The sequence below is a fragment of the Maricaulis sp. B-26 genome, assembly GCF_056857855.1.
Window position 1 is genome coordinate 183,714 of sequence record NZ_JBSXNX010000027.1, and the last position, 16,061, is coordinate 199,774.

A 16,061-nucleotide genomic window follows, 5' to 3' on the forward strand; every position below is an offset into this window, starting at 1 on the left:
CTGTGAAGAAAGTGAAATCGGCTGAATGGCTCATATGCTGGATGAATGGCTCAACCGGTTGCGGACGACCCGCCCGATCCTGGAGGCCCTGGGCCTGTGCGCCCTGGTCCTGGTCGCGCTGCTTTTCATTCCGCAGCCGCAGATCGCCTTCGATGCACCCGGCGAGGTCCGCCACGTCACAGGCCCGGACGGCCTCGATCGATGGCAGTCCGACCCGCAATCGGGGCAGTTGATGCGCTTTCGTGCGGTGGAACGTCCGGACGATGAGGCCTGGCTGATCTGGGAAGACGCGCCCCTCGCCCGCGACGGCGCACCGCCGGCGGTGTTGCTGACCGGCCCGTTCTCGGCCGAGATCATGGTGAATGGCGAGATTGTCGGCACGAAGGGCATGCCCGGCGCATCGGCGGAAGCGGAGACCGCCGGCCCCATCGAGAGCGTGATCGCCATTCCGGGCCGCCTGATCCGTGACGAGGGCAACTGGATCGCCCTGCGCCTGTCCAGCCACCACGCCGGCTACCGGCCTCACACCCTGGTCCAGGCTTTTCTGATCATCCCCTATAATCCCGATGCACGCCGCCCGGTCCGCTACTACCTTCCGCTTGTGGTCACCGGAAGTGCCCTGATCGCCCTGCTCCTGACACTCGGTCTGCGCACACACAGAACCGCCGACAGGCGGGGCTACTGGCTGATCGCGGGCATGGGCGGACTGATCCTGGCCGGGCTCGCGGAAATCAGCCGGTCCTGGATCAACTACCCTTATGACTGGCACCAGCCGCGACAGGCGGTCAGCCTGCTGGGTCTGTCGCTGTTCGGACTGGCGCTCCTGCGCTTCGTGCAACGGCGCTGGCCGGCGGACGACGGGCGGATTGCCCTGAGCTGGATCGGCGTCACGACAGGTCTCGTCGTCGCTGCTGCGCTCTGGATGTCGGGATATGACGGGAAGTCGGCGCTGGCGACGGCGCTGACAATGAGCTCGGCCGGTCTCTGGCTCCTGTGGCGCGGCGATCATGCTGGCCGCGTACTCGCGCTCGGCCTCGCCGTTATCGCGGCCTATGCCCTGCGCTGGCCAAGCGACCTCATCGATCGCGGCGTTTACGCCCTCACCCTGGCTCTGTTTGCCTGGCCGGCCATTCGAAATCCGGGGTTTCTGTTACCGGAACCCGCGGCTCCACCTGATCGTCTGGCGCTCAGCCTGACGGGCCGGACCGTGTATGTGGAGCTTGCCGACATCGCCTATTTCAAGGCGGCGGGGAATTATACCGAAGTGCATATGCGCCAAGGCGGCGAGCACCTGGACAACCGGTCACTGGGGCAATTGCTGGAAGCGGTGCCGGCAGACCGCTTCTTCCGGCTTCATCGCAGCCATGCCGTCAATCTGGACGAGGCCCGGGCGCTGACTGCTTCAGAGGGCAGCCGCTATCGTTTGCAGCTGAAGGACGGATCCGGCTTGCCGGTCAGCCGCAGTCAGGTCGCCCCGCTGCGGGACCGGCTGTCACGCTAGCGGCGTTTGGCCGTCAGACCATTGCTGGCCAGATAGGCGTCAACGTCGGTCGTGCGCGGCTTGGCCTTCACGCCGGCGCGCTCGCGCGAGCGCTCCATGGCGCGGTTGATCATGGAGCTGGCATTCATGTAGCGCCAGTCGTCGACACCGTAGAGCATGGGAACCTCCTGAAAACTCAGACGCCTCATGCCCTGTCTTGGAAGCCCTGCGAAGCCATGCTTCAGCAAGCCGGACCTGCGCAAATGCATGAGGTTCGCGACCCGCCGACGACAAACATTGAACGCACGCCGGAGCAGGCATAGGTTCAGCGCCATGACCCAGATGATTTCCCAGACTTTCGACGTTAAGGGCGGCCCGCATTTCGGCCGCGAGAATGTTCCGAAAATCCGCGCCGCGCTCGACACGCTCGGCCTCGACGGCTTTCTGATCCCGCACGAGGACGAGTACGACAACGAGTATCTGCCGGACTGCAATGAGCGCCTGCTCTGGGCGACCGGTTTTTCCGGTTCCGCCGGTGCCGCGCTGGTAATGAAGGACCGCGCCGCGTGCTTCGTCGACGGACGCTATACCCTGCAGATCAAGCAGCAGGTCGATGCCGACATCTTCGAGTACGCCGATCTGGTCGGTCAGGGCCTGCACGGCTGGATCGAGGAAAACGGACGCAAGGGCGAGAAGATCGGCTATGACGCGCGCCTGCACTCGCCGGCCGCCCTGGCCCTGCTCGAAACGGCTGCCTCACGCGCCGGTGTGACACTGGTCTCCGTGGACGAAAATCCTGTCGACAAGGCCTGGACCGATCGTCCCGAACCGCCCAAGGCAGCGGTGGAGCCGCATCCGATCGAATTCGCCGGCGAGGAGCACGCCTCCAAGCGCCATCGCATCGGTGTCGCCATCCAGCGCGGCGGCGCCGACGCCGCCGTGATCACCGCACCGCCCTCGATCGCCTGGCTGTTCAATGTGCGCGGCGGCGACGTGTCCCGCTCGCCCCTGCCGCTCTCGGCTGCCATCATCGACAGGGACGGCACCGCGACCTTCTTCGTCGATCCGGACAAGATCAGCGACGAGACGCGCTCGCATCTCGGCAACGAGATCGCCCTGCGGCCTGAAAGCGAATTCGGCGACGGACTCGGCGAATATGCCGGCAAGACGGTTCGCGTCGACCCGAACACGGCCTCGGCCTGGGTATTCGAAAAGCTGAAAGCCGGCGGCGCCAAGGTGCAGCAACTGGAAGACCCGGTCATGCGCCCCAAGGCCGCGAAGAACGAGGCCGAGATCGAGGGCTCCCGCCAGGCGCATATCCGCGACGGCTCGGCCATCGTGAAGTTCCTGCACTGGCTGGACACCGAAGCACAGTCCGGCGAGGTCGACGAGATCCGCGCCGCGCAAACACTGGAGGCCTTCCGCAAGCAGCTGCCGGAACTGCGCGATCTCTCCTTCGACACCATTTCCGGTGCCCAGGGCAATGGCGCCTTCGCGCACTATCGCGTGTCCGAAGCGACCAACCTCAAACTGACCCCGGGCTCGCTCTATCTCGTCGATAGCGGCGGCCAGTATCCGGACGGAACGACCGACATCACGCGGACCGTCCCGATCGGCGAACCGACGGCCGAGATGCGCACGCAGTTCACCCGCGTGCTGAAAGGGCACATCGCTCTTTCCATGGTCCGCTTCCCGGAAGGCACGACGGGGACGCAACTCGACGTGCTTGCCCGCCACTCTCTCTGGCAGGCCGGTTTCGACTACGATCACGGCACCGGCCATGGCGTTGGCGCCTTCCTGGGCGTGCATGAGGGTCCGCAGCGCATCGCCAAGGCTCCCAATGCCGTACCGCTCGTCCCGGGCATGATCGTTTCGAACGAGCCGGGCTACTACAAGGCGGACGGCTACGGCATCCGGATCGAGAACCTGCAATACGTCACCGATGCCGCGCCGATCCCGGGCGGCGATCGCGACATGCTCGGTTTCGAGACCCTCACCGTGGCACCGATCCACAAGGGCCTGATCGACCTGCACATGCTGACGCCGGAGGAACTGGCCTGGCTGGACAGCTATCACGCCATGGTGCGCGAGCGCGTCCTGCCGCTGGTCGAGGGCGAAATCGCCGACTGGCTGGTCAAGGCGACCGAGCCGCTGGCCGGGGCTACGCCCTGATGCGCCTGACAGGTCTTGTTGTTGCAGCAGCCGCCTTTCTGGGCGGCTGCTTTTATTCCGACGAGGCCCTGATCGGCCGTTTCTCGGCCGATTTCCCGTTGCCGGAAGGCGATTACAGTCACACCCCGCACCACCCGGATGGTCGCGCCTTCGCCCAAGCCACCTGGACCGGCGAGATCGTCCATCGCGGCGGTCGCTATCATTCCGATAGTCCGGATTTCCCGCATGAAGGCGCCCGCTTCCGCGAAATCGCCGACGGTCTTTACATCGTGATGCGCCCGGACGAGGAGTTCTGGCTTTACGGACTGGTCCGCGTTTTCCCGGACGGTGTTGCCGCCTATTACCTGCCCGATTGCGCGGAACTCTCCGAAGCCGTGCGCGAGGATTACGATATCGTCGAGCATGAGGAAGAGCCCGGCTTCTGTCGCGTGGACGACTGGGACCGCCTCTCCGGCGCCATGCTGTCCTGGCTCGCCACGCAGGGCGATGCCCCGCCCATGGATGGCGTCTACCGCCCGGTCGCGCCAGACCGCGACTAGTCCGCGTGCAGGGCCCAGCGTCGGGCCGTAATAGTCCAGCGGCCGTCTACGCGCTCGAGTAGGAAGACTTCTTCGCTGACCCAGCCCGTATCCTCCGACGGGGCCCAATGCACGTAGTGAAGCGTCACCGTCGCCGTATCCCCCGCGATGAGGGGCCATTCGGCGCGAATGGTCAGGCTACGGCTATCGCCGGTAAAACCATCTGGAGACTGCCGCTCCCAGCGCATGTCATCAGGCAATGGGCACTGCCAAACCGGATCGCTCTCGCTGAGCTGAGCGGGCCAGTCCGGCGTTCCCCAGACAGCGATACCGCTTTCCAGCTCACGCTCGCGCGCCACGGTGTCGCTCGTCAGCGCCGCGTCGAGAATGGCGCATTCGGGGGAGCCGGCGGATGCGGTCTGCATCGCCAGCAGGACGGTCACGTATAGACTTGGCATCACCCCTCCCCGATCAGCTCGAACCACTCGTCCTCAGTCAGCGTCTCGACTCCCAGCTCTGCGGCTTTCTTCGCCTTCGAACCGGCCCCCGGACCCGCAACAAGATAATCGGTCTTGCCCGAGACGGAACCCGAAACCTTCGCGCCGAGCGATTGCGCCTTGGCCTTGGCCTCGTCGCGCGTCATGCGTTCCAGCGTCCCCGTGAAGACCACAGTCTTGCCGGCCACCGGGCTGTCATTTGCCACCGCCTCGGCATCGATGATCGTCAGCTCGGCGGTCAGACGATCGAGCAGGTCGCGATTATGCGGCTCGTCGAAATATTGTTCCAGTGCCTCGACCACGGCATTTCCGATCCCGTCAATGCCCATCATTTCAGCGCGCACCGCATCGTCCGACAAATGCTCCGCCGCAGCGCGAAAGCCGCTCCAGCTGGTATAGGTCCGCGCCAGGAGCTGGGCCGTGTTCTCGCCGAGATGACGAATGCCGAGGGCATTGAGGAAGCGATGCAGCACGATCGTGCGGCGCTCCTCGATAGCCGCGAAAAGATTGGCCACGCTGGTTTCGCCGAACCCTTCGCGCTCCTGCAATGGCGGCTCGATCTCGCCCGCCTCGTTGCGCCGTTTCAGCGTGAAGATATCCGCCGGCTCGGCGATCAAACCCTCGGCCTGGAAGGCCTCGATCTGCTTGATGCCCAGCCCCTCGATGTCGAAAGCCTTGCGTGAGACGAAATGCTTGAGCCGCTCCTTGAGCTGCGCCGCGCAGATCAGGCCGCCCGTACAGCGCCGTACCGCATCGAGCTTGCCGGTTTTGGGATCGTGCTCGCGCACGGCCTGGGAGCCGCAGACCGGGCAATCCGTGGGAAATGAGTAGGGCTCACCACGCTCCGCGCGCTCCGGATCGACGACGCGGACGATTTGCGGGATCACATCGCCGGCGCGCTGCACCACCACCGTATCGCCGATACGTACGTCCTTGCGCTGGATCTCGTCCTCATTGTGCAGCGTCGCATTGGAGACCACGACGCCGCCGACCGTCACCGGTGCAAGCCTGGCGACAGGCGTGAGCGATCCAGTGCGGCCGACCTGGATATCGATCGCTTCCAGCACGGTGGTCGCCTGTTCGGCCGGGAATTTGTGGGCGATGGCCCAACGCGGCGCGCGGGCTACAAAGCCCAGCCGCTCCTGCCAGTCCAGGCGGTCGACCTTGTAGACCACGCCATCGATATCGTAGTCGAGCGTCGCGCGCCGGGCTTCGATATCGCGATAGACGGCCAGGATGTCCTCGATTCCCTCGCATCGCTGCATGAGCGGATTGATCGGAAAACCGAGCTCGCCGAGGCGCGCGACCGCGCCCATCTGGGTCCCGGCAAGCGGTTCGCTCAGCTCGCCCCAGGCATAGGCGAAAAAGCGCAAGGGGCGCTGCGCCGTCATCTTCGGATCGATCTGGCGCAAAGAGCCGGCCGCCGCATTGCGCGGATTCTTGTAGGCCGGCTTGCCCGCCGCCTCCTGGCGCTCGTTGAGCGCCGCGAAGTCGCTATGGCTCATATAGACCTCGCCGCGCACTTCCAGCACGTCGGGCCAGCCCTCGCCAGGCAGGGTTTCGGGAATATCGTCGAGGGTGAGCAGGTTCTGAGTCACGTCCTCGCCGGTCTGGCCGTCCCCGCGCGTGGCGCCGTATTTCAGGCGGCCCTTTTCGTACCGGATATTGGCCGACAACCCGTCGATCTTCGGCTCCGCCGTGATCGCAACGACGTCCGCTTCGCCCAGCCCGAGGAAGCGCCGGATACGCCCGACGAAATCGGCCACGTCATCATCGTTGAAGGCATTGCCGAGAGAAAGCATGGGCACGGCATGACGGATCTCGCCGAACTTGCCCGACGGCGCCGCCCCCACCCGCTGGGTCGGACTGAACAGGTCGACGAGATCGGGAAAGCGCGCCTCGACCGCTTCCAGTCGCTGGCGGAGCGTGTCGTAGGCCGCGTCCGAGATGACCGGCGCATCCTTCTGGTAATAGGCCTTGTCGTGTTTCGCGATTTCCTTCGCCAGACGCGCATGCTCGGCACGGGCTTCGGCTTCGGTCAGCTGATCGACATCCTTGAGTGCGCTCATCTGGGCGGCGGCCTTTTCGACTCGTTACGGGCAGGTCCCCTCCCGTTTTACGGGCTTGGACGGCACCATCAAGCTGTCGGCGCGTCTGGCGCTCAGGCGTCCACAGCCATCAGGGCATCGGCCTGGGCGCGCGCCGCATCGGTGATGTCGGCACCGGAGAGCATGCGCGCGATCTCCTCGCGGCGCGCCTCGCCCTCGAGCCGGATCAGCGTCGTGCGGACACCGCCCCGTCCATCATCATCCTTGACGATCTGCCAGTGATGGTCGGCGACCGCGGCCACCTGCGGCGAGTGCGTGACGACCAGCGTCTGGCCCGCCTTCGCCAGCCGCTTGAGGCGGCGGCCGACGGCATCGGCCACGGCACCGCCCACGCCCTGGTCGACCTCGTCGAATACCAGAACCAGACCGGTATCGTCCCCGGCCAGAGCCACTTTCAGGGCCAGGCCGAATCGAGACAGCTCGCCACCCGAGGCGATCTTGTCCAGCGGGCCGAAGGGCGAACCGGGATTGGTGGCCACTTCGAAAGCGATGCTGTCGGCCCCGTCCGGCCCGGCACGGTCCGGGTCGGTCGCGATGGAGACGCGGAAGCGGGCCTTCTCCATCTTGAGCGGAGGCAGCTCAGCCGCGACGGCCTCGGCCAGCGCCTCGCCGGCCTGCCGGCGGCTGCGCGTCAGCGCGTGGGCGGCATCGTCATAGACGGCCCGAGCTGCCGCGACGGCCTTTTCGGCCTCGGCGATACGACCCGACGCATTCTCGATGGCATCCAGCTGATCCGCGAGACGGGCATGCAGGGCCGGCAGCTCCTCGACTTCGACCTCGTGCTTGCGGGCCAGGCCGCGCAACGCAAAGAGCCGTTCCTCGACCGCTTCCAGACGCCCGGGCTCGACATCGAAGGCTTGAGCAGCGTCTGAGAGCGCATCCTCCGCCTCGGCGAACTCGATCAGGGCGCGGTCGATCGCACCAGAAGCGCGCTCCAGCGCCTCCCCGGCGCTGCCGCCGCCTTCGCCGATATGATCACGCACACGCTCAAGCCCGCGCAGCGCGGCATTGAGCCGGCCTTCCAGCCCGCCGCCATCACCAGCCAGTGCCTGCTGAGCGTCCTGGAGATCGCCGACCGCGCGTTCTGCGCCCTGGAGGAATTGCCGCTCTTCGGCCAGCGCCTGCTCCTCCCCGGTCCTGGGGTCGAGGCGGGACACCTCTTCCAGCGCGTGGGTCAGGAATTCCTGTTCTTCGTCGGAGGCGCGATTGGCGCGGACCAGCTCGTCCAGCCGCGCGCGCGCGGCGGCCAGTTCGCGCCAGGACTTGCGCGTGGCCGCGATCAGCGCGTCATGCCCGGCGAAAGCATCGAGATAGCCACGGTGCGATTTCGGATCCATCAGGCCACGGCCGTCATGCTGGCCATGCACTTCGACGAGGACATCGCCAAGCTGGCGCAGAAGGCCGATACTGGCCGGCTGGTCGTTTATATGGGCGCGACTGCGGCCGTCCTCGGACAGACGCCGGCGCAGGATCAGGGATTCGCCGGGTTCAACGACGATCCCGGCCTCGTCCAGAAGCGCGCGCGCCGGATGATTGTCGGGCAGGTCGAATTCGGCGGTCGCCCGGGCCTCATCGGCACCGGACCGTACCTGCGCACGGTCTGCGCGTTCGCCAGCGGCCAGACCGAGAGCGCCGAGCAGGATGGATTTGCCGGCGCCGGTCTCACCGGTCAGGGCACACAGCCCGCCCTCGAAGACCGCATCGAGCGCGTCGATCAGAACGATATTGCGGATCGAGAGGGAAAGCAGCATTGAGCGCGTTCGCGACCCCCTGCCGGATCAGCCGAAGAGGCGGCGCATCGCCCGTTCGAGGAAGGTCGGGTCGCTCTGGTCGACAAGATCGTCGGTGGCGATACCCTCGCGGGTCAGAAGCGCGTAGCTGCGCTCATACCATTCGCTGCCCGGGAAATTGTAGCCGAGCACGGCCGCGACCTGGCGGGCCTCATGGTCGACGCCGAGCGCGACATTCGCCTCGACGAGGCGATGCAGGGCTTCCGGTACATGCGAGGTCGTCCCGTAATCGCGCAGCACGTTCTGGAAACGGTTGATCGCGGCGAGATGGTAGTTGCGGCGCAGATACCAGCGGCCGATGGTCATCTCCTTGCCGGCGAGGTGGTCGCGCGTCATGTCGATCTTCAGCCGCGCATCCGTCGCATAGCGGCTGTCCGGATAGCGGCGCACCACCTGCTGCAGGGCGGCCATCGCCTGCTGGGTCGCAGCCTGGTCGCGACCGACATCCATGATCTGCTCGAAATGGCAGACCGCTACCAGGTAATAGGCGTAGGGCGCGTTGCGATTGCCCGGGTGCAGCGAGATGAAGCGCTCGGCATCCGAAATCGCTTCCTCGTAATTATTCGCCTGGTAGTTCGCAAAGGCGGCCATCAGCATGGAGCGGCGGGCCCACTCCGAATAGGGGTGCTGGCGCTCGACCTCGTCGAACATCGCGGCGGCAAGACGGTACTGATTGCTGTCCATGGCCTCGAAGGCGGCCGCGTAGATCGTCTCCGCAGGACGCTCGACATAGGCGACGGACGTATCCGGTCCGCTGGCACAGGCAGCCAGAACGGAAGAAGCGACAAGCGGCAACAACAAACGCGACGAAAGGGTCATATGGACACGGCTCAATAGCTGTGGCGGCCGAAGGGCCACCCGTTCATAAGGCGTTGTAGCGGATGATTGGCTGCTGCAAAAGTGCCACGTCAGCGCGAAGTGGCCAGTGTGGCAAAAATCACGACTGGGCGAGCGCGACATCCGCATGGACGTCGTCGCGCATATTCACCCATTTCCAGGCGGATTTGTCGGCCAGCAAGGCGCGGACGGCCTGGTTGTTGATCGCGTGCCCCGGGCGCTCGGCGCGATAGCAGCCGATGATCGGCGCGCCGGCGAGATACAGGTCGCCCAGCGCATCGAGCGCCTTGTGGCGGACGAATTCGTCCTTGAAGCGCAGACCTTCCGGATTGGCGATTCCCGTTTCGTCGAGCACCACGGCATTGTCCATCGAACCGCCACGCGCCAGACCGGCAGCCAGAAGCGCTTCGTAATCCTTGCGGAAACCGAAGGTCCGGGCCTTGGCGATCTTGTCGCTGAAAATGTCCGGCGTGATGTCGAAGACGCAGGCCTGGCGACCGACGGCCTCGTGCTCGAAGCTGATCTCGACCTCGATGGCCGGGCGCAGGGCCGGCAGGAAGCTGACGCAGCGATCGTCGGCATCGACGGTGACAGGGCGCAGGACCTGGATGGCGCGGCGCGGCATGGCGTGAGACTTCAGTCCGACCTGGCGGATGAGATCGACGAACGGACCGGACGAACCGTCCATGACCGGAAGCTCGGGCCCGTCGATCTCGATCACGGCATCGTCGATACCCAGACCGGCAAGTGCCGCCATAAGGTGTTCGATGGTCGCGATGGTGACGCCTTCGGCATTGCCGATCGTCGTTCCGAGACGCACTTCGCAAACGGCGTCGGCACGTGCTTCGATGCGATTATTGCGGTCCGTGATGTCCGAGCGCTGGAAAACAATGCCCGCACCGGCCTGCGCCGGGTGCATCGCCATGCGAACCCGTTCTCCGCTGTGCAGGCCGATGCCTGCACAAACTACGGGGGCCGCCAATGTATGCCGGTTAATCACTGGAACACGTGCCGTTTGCTTATGGTTTACGTCCGACGGCACAGGGCCGCCTCTCTCAGACTGCACAAAACACCAGCGCCGGTCTGCATTCAATTAAAGCATTGTTGCGCTTTGTTACGCGCACGCAGCAAAGCCCTTCAACGCAGAAGGCCCGCCGGTTTCCCCGGCGGGCCTTTGCATTTCGGATTTGACCGAAAAATCAGTTCGCCTGGCGTCGCAGGAAGGCCGGAATTTCCAGATCCCCTTCCTCGAGGCTGTCGCCGAAAAGATCGCCGGATGCCGGTCGCTGGGTCGACTGGACAGGCGCGCTCTTGTTGACCGGCGCCGCCTTCGGTGCAGGCTCGACCGGCTTGCGGCGGCGGCCGAAGAGCGAAAAGCCGCGTTTGGGCTCCTCAGACTGTGCTTCCGGGGCCTGTTTGGAGCGGCGCTCTTCGTAACGGGCGTTCAGGTTCGCCGCTTCCTGGGCCAGACGCGCCTGGTCCTGGACGACACGCGGCGCTTCGGCACGCGCCTGGCGCGTATCGTCCGTCGTGCGAACTTCGGAGATATACGGGTCCTGGCTGGTACGAATTTCATTCTCGGCGATCGCGTCGGAGAGTTCCTCGGCGCCGACGGCACGTTGCAGCGGAATCTGCTCCGGCTCGGGCTCCGGAGCCGGCTCGGCCGCCTGGACCGTCTCCTCGGGCGTCTCATCCATGGTGCGGCGCACGAGCGGCTCGGCCCGCGTTTCCGCAGCAAGACGGCCCGGACGGTCCGAATTCGTCCGCTTCCAAGGCAGGATGGCGTCGTTCGGGCTGGAGCGTTCCTGGGTCGACGGGGCAGCAGCACGGGTGCGTGCCGCACGCGGATCGGCCGCGGCGACCGCTTCAGCGTCGATACCCGTCGCGACGACGGAGACGCGCATGGACCCTTCCATGGTCTCGTCGAAGGTCGAGCCGACAATGATGTTTGCTTCCGGGTCGACTTCCGAGCGGATCTCGTTGGCCGCCTCGTCGACTTCATAGAGCGTCATGTCGTAGCCGCCGGTGATGTTGATGAGCACGCCGGTGGCGCCCTTCATCGACACGTCGTCGAGCAGCGGATTGGAAATGGCGGCCTGCGCAGCCTCCACGGCGCGCTTCTCGCCGGACGCTTCGCCCGTCCCCATCATCGCCTTGCCCATCTCGTTCATCACGGCACGAACGTCCGCGAAGTCGAGATTGATCAGGCCCGGCATGACCATCAGGTCGGTAATACCGCGTACGCCGGAATGCAGGACCTGGTCGGCCATGGAGAAGGCCTCCGCGAAGGTCGTCTTCTCGGTGGCGATGCGGAAGAGATTCTGGTTCGGGATCACGATCAGCGTGTCGACATGATCCTGGAGCTGTTCGATGCCGGCCTCGGCCAGCTTCATGCGGCGCGAGCCCTCGAAATGGAACGGCTTGGTCACCACACCGACCGTCAGGATGCCCAGCTCGCGGGCGGCGCGCGCCACGACCGGTCCTGCCCCCGTGCCCGTACCGCCCCCCATACCGGCGGTAATGAACACCATGTGCGCACCGGACAGGTGCTCGCGGATTTCGTCGATGGAGTCTTCGGCCGACTGTTCGCCCACTTCCGGACGGGCGCCTGCGCCGAGACCTTCCGTGATCGAGGCGCCCATCTGGACGCGCTTCTCGGCGCTCGAACGCGTGAGCGCCTGGGCGTCGGTATTGGCAACCACGAAGTCGACGCCTTCGAGCTGCGACTCGATCATGTTGTTGACCGCATTCCCACCGGCGCCACCGACACCGAACACGACGATGCGCGGCCGTAATTCGGTCGTTTCAGGGATGGAAAGATTCAGCGTCATGGGGGACCCCGCGATCGAAACTGGAGTGGTTAACGGTGATTCACCACAGTTTCGCTCCGAGACGCTTAAGCAGGGGTTAAATTCCGGGAGCTGGCGGACAGGAATTAAACATCTGTCAGCAATTGCGTTGCGCTAGCGTGACACGCTCAGGTTCCGGTCTTGAGCGCACCCTGGCTGGCCCATACGCTGCGCTCGGCATGGTTGCGGATGAAGCAGACTTCGTGACCATGATCGGACAGGCTGCCCGCCAATGCCTGCACGGCTTCGGCAGCCCGCACATCGGGATCTGCGGGGGCCATAAACGCGACCGCGACCTTGCTCATGTAAAAATTGGTCATGAATGCAGCAAGATCGACAGCTTCGCGCGCCGACAGACGCACGACCGCATCGCTCATGTCGACGAAGACGCGGTCCCAGCGCTCACGATCGAGCACCTCCAGCAGGTCCTCGATCATCTCGACCGCGGACTGCCAGTCCTCGTGACCTATGATGCGGGCCTCGGCGTATCGCTCCGCGGGGTGCGGGATAATTTCGTTAGCAGACATGGCTCATATGAAATGCAGCTTAGGCGGGCATAGTACCGCTCATCGCTACTGCCTGTCTGCGGGGCAGCCGGTAATTGATTATGAAGTTGCAGATCGCGTCCGAATTCAGAAACTCTCGGCGAACCAGCGCCACATGGACGCGGCCTTGCCCTGCCCCGCATCGCCGCGGTGACGGCGTGCGGCGAGACTGAATCCGCCCAGGCGGGGCGGTCCGGAAATCGCTTCTGCAGCACCCCGCGTTTCGCGGCGCACGATACCGGCGACGGCACTGAAGGCGGGCCCGGAGACGGCATCGCCGAGACCGGTTACACCGCTCGGTCCGGATATCCGCACCTGCTTGCCGAAGACCCGTGCCGCCAGCTCCGACGCACCGGGCAACTGCGCCCCGCCGCCCGTCAGCACAAGACGGCGTCCGGAGGTCTTGCCGACACCGGCTGCATCGAGCCGGTCGCGGATCAGTTCGAATGTCTCTTCCAGCCGCGGCCGGATGATGGAATTGAGCAGGGAGCGCGGCGCACTCTCGAAGGCGGCCCCGCCCTCACTCGCAACGCAAGGGATCTCGATCATCTGCTGATCGTCTTCCGGGCTGTCCAGCGCCGATCCGTAGAGCGTCTTGAGCCGCTCGGCAGCGGCCAGCGGCGTGGACAGGCCGCGCGCCACGTCAGACGTCACATGCGAACCGCCGACCGGGACCGCATCGATATGCAACAGCGCGCCCTCGGCGAAGACCGCCGCCGTGGTCGCTCCGGCACCCATATCGATCAGGGTGGCACCGAGCAGGACTTCGTCATCGGCCAGGGCCGACAGACCCGATGCGTACGGCGTGGCAACCACGCCCTTGAGGTCGAAATGGCAGCGCTCGACGCAGGTCAGCAGATTGCGCAGCGGACCGACGGCTGCGGTGATGACATGGACTTCGACGCCCAGCGTGCGGCCGAACATGCCGCGCGGATCGCGAATGCCACGATGATCGTCGACCGACCAGGCCAGCGGGATGGCGTGCAGGACGACGCGGTCCTCCACTTCAAACTCGGACAGCGCACCGTTGAGCAGACGGCTCAACTCGCGCTCGGTCACTTCGCGCTGCGGGAGATCGATTTCGGCGGCCAGACGCGTGGAGCTGGGCTGGCCGGATGAGAGGGTCACGGTGACGGAGTTCACGGCGAGGCCGGCCATGCGCTCGGCCTGTTCCACGGCATTGCGGATCGCCTCGGCCGCGCCGTCCATGTCGACCACGGCGCCGGCACGAACGCCCCGGCTGGACTGGTGACCGACGCCGACCACGCGGGGGCGCGGACCGGCAATGGTCTGGTCGGTCTTGGCGATGAAGCAGGCAATCTTGGACGAGCCGACATCCAGCGCGGCGCAAACACCGCCCGAGGACTTGCCACCGGAAACGGCGCTGGACGACTGGGACCGGAGAAAACTGAACACACTCACGCTTAAAGCTCCCGCATGCCGGCCGCCTCTGCCCGTTCCGGCAGGGCCCGTACAACCAATTCACCTTCGCCGCGAAGATCGAAACTCTCCGCAGCGAGCCGCAGCACGCCCCGCTCGGCCTGGAGCCGGGCGAGGATGGCGATCGAGGCGGAGACATCCCCCTCGGGCAATTTCACGTCTGCACCGCTGTCGAGGCGCAAATTCCAGCGGCGGTCGCCCACCCGGACCGCGCCGACCACGCGCTCGCGGACGGCCGGATAGTGTTCCAGCGCCTCGACGATCTCGACGACAGCCTCGTTCGCGCCTTCCGCCACAACGAGCGGCAGGTCCGGCGGGTCCATGACATCGGCCTGGGACAGCACCACGCCGTCGCGATCGATGACAGACAGCTGTCCGTCAACCTGCCAGAGCGCATAGGGCTCGCGTGTGTCGACGACGATGGCGATCCGGTCCGGCAGAAGGCGGGCAACCCGGGCCGTGTGGACGCCGGGCAATGCCTCGACGCGGGTACGGACCTCGTCCGGGTCGACAGAGAAGATGGACTGGCCGCCGGACAGACCGGTCGCGGCTATGATGGTGCGGGCCTCGTCGCCCCAGGCGCCGGTCACGTCGATGGCGCGCACCGCGAAGCCGGCATCGGCCAGGCGGGTCTCGACGGAGGTGCGCACATAACCGGTCACATTTCCCAGCTGACCGAAGAGTACAAGCCCGCCGATCACTGCAGCCGCGAGGCCGGCAATGGCCAGACTGCCCAGCCGGGCAGCATTCGCCAGTCGATATCGCGCACCCCTGAACTGGGCTTCCGCCCAGTTACGAAAACGCCGCGGTGCGGACACCGCGGCGGATCTGGGCTTGGACTTGCGCCGGGTCGTCTTTCGCGACCCGCCACGCCTCACCTTAGACACGACGCATTCTCCGCCATCCATTGAACGAGATCCGTAAACTCGATCCCGCAATACTGCGCCTGTTCGGGCGCAAGAGATGTCGGAGTCATGCCCGGTTGGGTGTTAATTTCGAGTAACCATAGAGGCGTGTCGTTTTCCGGATCGTAACGAAAATCAGACCGCGTCAGCCCCCGGCATCCGAGCGCTTTATGGGCTTTCAGCGCGAGTTCCCTGGCCAGTTCGGCGATCTCGTCGCTGACAGGAGCCGGTAAAATATGATCGGAGCCACCGGCAGAATATTTGGCTTCGTAATCATAGAAGGTGGTGTTCGGCTTTATCTCGGTGACGCAGAGCGGCTTCTCCTCCATCACCGCCACGGTGAGCTCGCGGCCGGCGATATAGCGCTCGATCAGCACCTCATCGCCCAGCGCCCAGGCCGTGGACCCCAGTTCGGCCGGCGGACGGTTGGCGCCTTCCAGCACGATATGCACGCCGACCGACGAGCCCTGGGCATTCGGCTTGGCGACATAGGGCGGCTTCATGGCATGTGATTTCGCCGCCTCGAAACGATTGGCGATGAAGCCTTCCGGACAGGGAATGCCTGCGGCGCGCAACACATCCTTGGCCTTCTGCTTGTCCATGGCCAGGGCCGAGGCGAGGACGCCGGAATGGGTGTAGGGCTTGCCGAAATGCTCGAGGACGCCCTGGACCAGACCGTCCTCGCCCCATTCGCCGTGCAGCGCATTGAAAACGATATCCGGCTGCGCCTCTTCCAGCTGGTTGTAGAGCGCGCGCGTCGGATCGATCTCGACGACGTCATACCCTTTCGCGCGCAGGGCATCGGCACAGGCCTTGCCGGACACGAGCGACACGTCGCGCTCCGGCGAGAGGCCACCCAACAGGACTGCGATCCGCTTGCTCATCTTGTTACCTCACGCTGGGCCGACCGGCCGGATGCT

Annotated in this window: 14 protein-coding genes; 3 read left to right on the forward strand and 11 right to left on the reverse strand. The window is 65.5% G+C overall.

Annotation, left to right across the window (positions count from 1 at the left end):
• Window positions 1-25: 25 nt before the first annotated feature.
• The gene (locus tag AC13HB_RS14570) at window positions 26-1,501 is read left to right on the forward strand and encodes a LytTR family DNA-binding domain-containing protein (protein ID WP_482950505.1); all 1,476 of its coding nucleotides are present in this window, start codon (window positions 26-28) and stop codon (window positions 1,499-1,501) included.
• Here AC13HB_RS14570 and AC13HB_RS14575 read toward each other — a convergent pair.
• Window positions 1,498-1,659, reverse strand: coding sequence for a hypothetical protein (locus AC13HB_RS14575; protein ID WP_482950506.1), 162 nt, complete (start codon window positions 1,657-1,659; stop codon window positions 1,498-1,500). The genes AC13HB_RS14570 and AC13HB_RS14575 overlap by 4 nt on opposite strands.
• A gap of 154 nt (window positions 1,660-1,813) precedes the next feature.
• On the opposite strand from AC13HB_RS14575, the gene AC13HB_RS14580 reads away from it, so the two are divergent.
• Both AC13HB_RS14580 and AC13HB_RS14585 read left to right on the forward strand, forming a co-directional pair.
• Window positions 1,814-3,652 carry an aminopeptidase P family protein gene (locus AC13HB_RS14580; protein ID WP_482950507.1) on the forward strand — a complete coding sequence of 613 codons (1,839 nt, stop codon included), beginning with the start codon at window positions 1,814-1,816 and terminating at the stop codon, window positions 3,650-3,652.
• Complete coding sequence (locus AC13HB_RS14585) at window positions 3,652-4,191, forward strand: hypothetical protein (protein ID WP_482950508.1); 540 nt, start codon at window positions 3,652-3,654, stop codon at window positions 4,189-4,191. Before AC13HB_RS14580 ends, AC13HB_RS14585 begins: the two co-directional genes overlap by 1 nt.
• Here AC13HB_RS14585 and AC13HB_RS14590 read toward each other — a convergent pair.
• The 10 genes from AC13HB_RS14590 to AC13HB_RS14635 form a co-directional block, all read right to left on the reverse strand.
• Window positions 4,188-4,628 carry a hypothetical protein gene (locus AC13HB_RS14590; RefSeq protein WP_482950509.1) on the reverse strand — a complete coding sequence of 147 codons (441 nt, stop codon included), beginning with the start codon at window positions 4,626-4,628 and terminating at the stop codon, window positions 4,188-4,190. The genes AC13HB_RS14585 and AC13HB_RS14590 overlap by 4 nt on opposite strands.
• On the reverse strand, window positions 4,628-6,736 hold the full coding sequence (ligA, locus tag AC13HB_RS14595) for an NAD-dependent DNA ligase LigA (RefSeq protein WP_482950510.1): 2,109 nt from the start codon (window positions 6,734-6,736) through the stop codon (window positions 4,628-4,630). The genes AC13HB_RS14590 and ligA overlap by 1 nt, the downstream gene beginning before the upstream one ends.
• Before the next feature lie 92 nt (window positions 6,737-6,828).
• On the reverse strand, window positions 6,829-8,526 hold the full coding sequence (recN, locus tag AC13HB_RS14600) for a DNA repair protein RecN (protein WP_482950511.1): 1,698 nt from the start codon (window positions 8,524-8,526) through the stop codon (window positions 6,829-6,831).
• Window positions 8,527-8,553: 27 nt separating this feature from the next.
• On the reverse strand, window positions 8,554-9,384 hold the full coding sequence (locus AC13HB_RS14605; protein ID WP_482950512.1) for an outer membrane protein assembly factor BamD: 831 nt from the start codon (window positions 9,382-9,384) through the stop codon (window positions 8,554-8,556).
• A gap of 118 nt (window positions 9,385-9,502) precedes the next feature.
• Complete coding sequence (gene lpxC / locus AC13HB_RS14610; protein WP_482950513.1) at window positions 9,503-10,402, reverse strand: UDP-3-O-acyl-N-acetylglucosamine deacetylase; 900 nt, start codon at window positions 10,400-10,402, stop codon at window positions 9,503-9,505.
• Window positions 10,403-10,601: 199 nt separating this feature from the next.
• Window positions 10,602-12,233 carry a cell division protein FtsZ gene (gene ftsZ, locus AC13HB_RS14615; protein WP_482950514.1) on the reverse strand — a complete coding sequence of 544 codons (1,632 nt, stop codon included), beginning with the start codon at window positions 12,231-12,233 and terminating at the stop codon, window positions 10,602-10,604.
• Window positions 12,234-12,379: 146 nt separating this feature from the next.
• Entirely contained in the window at window positions 12,380-12,778 is a 399-nt protein-coding gene (locus tag AC13HB_RS14620) for a hypothetical protein (RefSeq protein ID WP_482950515.1), read from the reverse strand.
• Between the two features lie 105 nt (window positions 12,779-12,883).
• Window positions 12,884-14,218 (reverse strand): cell division protein FtsA, encoded by a 1,335-nt coding sequence (gene ftsA, locus AC13HB_RS14625; RefSeq protein WP_482950516.1) that lies wholly within the window; start codon window positions 14,216-14,218, stop codon window positions 12,884-12,886.
• A 2-nt stretch (window positions 14,219-14,220) separates the two neighbouring features.
• The gene (locus AC13HB_RS14630) at window positions 14,221-15,123 is read right to left on the reverse strand and encodes a cell division protein FtsQ/DivIB (RefSeq protein WP_482950517.1); all 903 of its coding nucleotides are present in this window, start codon (window positions 15,121-15,123) and stop codon (window positions 14,221-14,223) included.
• Complete coding sequence (locus AC13HB_RS14635; protein WP_482950518.1) at window positions 15,111-16,025, reverse strand: D-alanine--D-alanine ligase; 915 nt, start codon at window positions 16,023-16,025, stop codon at window positions 15,111-15,113. The genes AC13HB_RS14630 and AC13HB_RS14635 overlap by 13 nt, the downstream gene beginning before the upstream one ends.
• Window positions 16,026-16,061: the final 36 nt, after the last annotated feature.

Excerpts from the sequence above, each read along its gene's own strand:
- AC13HB_RS14620 (WP_482950515.1), bottom strand. The coding sequence starts at position 12,778 with ATGTCTGCTAACGAAATTATCCCGCACCCCGCGGAGCGATACGCCGAG.
- ftsZ (WP_482950514.1), bottom strand. The coding sequence starts at position 12,233 with ATGACGCTGAATCTTTCCATCCCTGAAACGACCGAATTACGGCCGCGC.
- AC13HB_RS14605 (WP_482950512.1), bottom strand. The coding sequence starts at position 9,384 with ATGACCCTTTCGTCGCGTTTGTTGTTGCCGCTTGTCGCTTCTTCCGTT.
- recN (WP_482950511.1), bottom strand. The coding sequence starts at position 8,526 with ATGCTGCTTTCCCTCTCGATCCGCAATATCGTTCTGATCGACGCGCTC.
- AC13HB_RS14580 (WP_482950507.1), top strand. The coding sequence starts at position 1,814 with ATGACCCAGATGATTTCCCAGACTTTCGACGTTAAGGGCGGCCCGCAT.
- ligA (WP_482950510.1), bottom strand. The coding sequence starts at position 6,736 with ATGAGCGCACTCAAGGATGTCGATCAGCTGACCGAAGCCGAAGCCCGT.
- AC13HB_RS14585 (WP_482950508.1), top strand. The coding sequence starts at position 3,652 with ATGCGCCTGACAGGTCTTGTTGTTGCAGCAGCCGCCTTTCTGGGCGGC.
- AC13HB_RS14635 (WP_482950518.1), bottom strand. The coding sequence starts at position 16,025 with ATGAGCAAGCGGATCGCAGTCCTGTTGGGTGGCCTCTCGCCGGAGCGC.
- AC13HB_RS14570 (WP_482950505.1), top strand. The coding sequence starts at position 26 with ATGGCTCATATGCTGGATGAATGGCTCAACCGGTTGCGGACGACCCGC.
- AC13HB_RS14590 (WP_482950509.1), bottom strand. The coding sequence starts at position 4,628 with ATGCCAAGTCTATACGTGACCGTCCTGCTGGCGATGCAGACCGCATCC.
- AC13HB_RS14575 (WP_482950506.1), bottom strand. The coding sequence starts at position 1,659 with ATGCTCTACGGTGTCGACGACTGGCGCTACATGAATGCCAGCTCCATG.